The sequence below is a fragment of the Pelagibius sp. genome, from assembly GCF_028289705.1.
Taxonomy (GTDB): Bacteria; Pseudomonadota; Alphaproteobacteria; order Kiloniellales; family Kiloniellaceae; genus Pelagibius.
Window position 1 is genome coordinate 1 of the sequence record NZ_JANQOI010000146.1, and the last position, 2,079, is coordinate 2,079.

Below are 2,079 nucleotides of genomic sequence, written 5' to 3' on the forward strand. Positions count from 1 at the left end.
CGACCCCAAGGAGGTCGAGGTGCTGGAGGACCTGATCGTGGCGGCGGTCAACGACGCCAAGGGCAAGGTGGAGGCCAGGGTCGCCGAGGAGATGCAGAAGGTCACCGGCGGGCTCAACCTGCCGCCGGGCATGAAACTGCCCTTTTGACTGACCGGGCGCGCCCTGCGCTTTCGCGGCCCCGTCGCGGAGAGCGTGGCAACCCGGCCAGCCGGCTTATGATCGCCTCATCATGATTGCCGCCGATCTCGAACACCTGATCCAGCTTCTGGCGCGGCTGCCGGGCCTCGGTCCGCGTTCGGCCCGCCGGGCCGTGCTGCATCTGATCAAAAAGCGCGAAACGCTGATGCTGCCGCTGGCGGAGTCCATGGCCAAGGCGGCCGAGGCCATCGTCGTCTGTTCCACCTGCGGCAACCTCGACACCCGCGATCCCTGCGGCATCTGCCAGGACCCCAAGCGCGACCGCAAGCTGATCTGCGTGGTCGAGGAGGTGGCCGACCTCTGGGCGCTGGAGCGCAGCGGCGCCTTCAAGGGTACTTACCACGTGCTGGGCGGCACCCTCTCGGCCATCGACGGCCGTGGGCCCGAACAGCTTCACATGGCCCGGCTGGTGGAACGGGTGCGCGGGCGCCGGGAGGGCGAACCGGCGGTGGAAGAGGTGATCCTGGCGCTCTCCGCCACCGTCGACGGGCAGACCACGGCCCACTACATCGGCGAACGGCTGGCCGACTGCGGGGCCAGGCTGTCGCGCCTGGCCCACGGCGTGCCGGTGGGCGGGGAGTTGGACTATCTGGACGACGGCACCCTGACGGCGGCCCTGAAGGCGCGCCGGCCGGCGTGAGCTGCAGGGCCGCGACGCCGGGTGCCCTTGACCAAAGTCTCGCCCCAATTGGCGCTCAGGCTGCCGCAGGCCGCAGAGAGCTCGTACCCGCGGTGAACGCGTACGAGTACAACGCATTCTGAAGCGAGGGTTTTCGACAATGGCATCTGATCAATCTCGCATCCGACGGGCCGCGGCCGTGGTCCTGGGCCTGGCCGTTCTCTGCGCCGGACCCGCGGCGGCGGAGGAGACCCCGCTGACGGCAGAAAGCCGCACCGCGCTCTCGCTTACCGTCTACAACCAGGATCTGGCGCTGGTCAGCGAGACCCGGCAGATCGGCCTGCCCGCCGGCGAGACCCTGCTGGCCATCGAGGATGTCAGCGACCGGCTGCAGCCGCAGTCGGTGCTGTTGGACGCGCCGGGCGTGCGTCTGGTGGAACAGAGCTTTGCCGCCGACCTTCTGACACCGCAGCGGCTTCTGGAGGCCTCCCTCGGGAAGACCGTACGCTTGATCCGTACCCACCCGCAGACCGGCAAAGATACGGTCGTCGAGGCTGAGGTGCTGTCCCTGGCCGGTGGCATCGTGCTGCGGATCGGCGAGCAGATCGAAACCGTTCCGCCGGGGCGCATCGCCTTTGCCGAGGTTCCGCCGGGCCTGCGCAGCGCTCCGGCGCTGCTGGCGCGCCTTGCCGTGGACGAGGCCGGGGAGCAGCGCGTGAAATTGGACTACCTGACCTCAGGGCTGTCCTGGCAGGCGGACTATGTGGCCCGGCTGAACGAGACGGAGGATCGCCTCGATCTGACGGCGCTGGTGACCCTCACCAATACGACCCGCAGCGATTTCGAGGACGCGGTCCTGCGCCTGGTGGCGGGCGAGGTCAACCGGGTGAGCCCCCCTGTGGTCCCGCAACTGGAACAGCAGAGGATGATGGTGGCCGCCCCGGCGATGGCGGCGGACCTGGCCGGGCCGCCCCAGGGTGCCTCGGACCGCTACGTCTATCAGGTCACCCGCCCGGTGACCCTGCTGCGCGGCGAGACCAAGCAGATCCCCCTGATGAGCGCGGCGGCGGTGGCGGTGCGGCGGGAGTACCGCTTCGATGCCCTGGTCAGCGGCAATCCGGGGGTCGAGGAGATCGGCCCGCTCTCCGCACGTCTCGATCTCGAACTGGAGAACGGCACCGACGCGGGCCTGGGCACGCCGCTGCCGGCCGGGGTGGTGCGCATCTACGGGCCCGGGCCCGGGGAGCAGCCGCTGTTTCTC

3 protein-coding genes are annotated in these 2,079 nt (G+C 69.8%); all 3 read left to right on the forward strand.

The genetic code is table 11. The features are described 5' to 3' along the window. On the forward strand, nt 1–148 hold a 148-nt coding region (locus Q0996_RS18475), incomplete at its 5' end, for a YbaB/EbfC family nucleoid-associated protein (RefSeq protein WP_299623128.1). An 82-nt stretch (nt 149–230) separates the two neighbouring features. Beyond that, entirely contained in the window at nt 231–839 is a 609-nt protein-coding gene (gene recR, locus Q0996_RS18480) for a recombination mediator RecR (RefSeq protein WP_299623124.1), read from the forward strand. A gap of 139 nt (nt 840–978) precedes the next feature. Further along, the coding region (locus tag Q0996_RS18485) for a DUF4139 domain-containing protein (protein ID WP_299623125.1) at nt 979–2,079 on the forward strand (1,101 nt) is incomplete at its 3' end.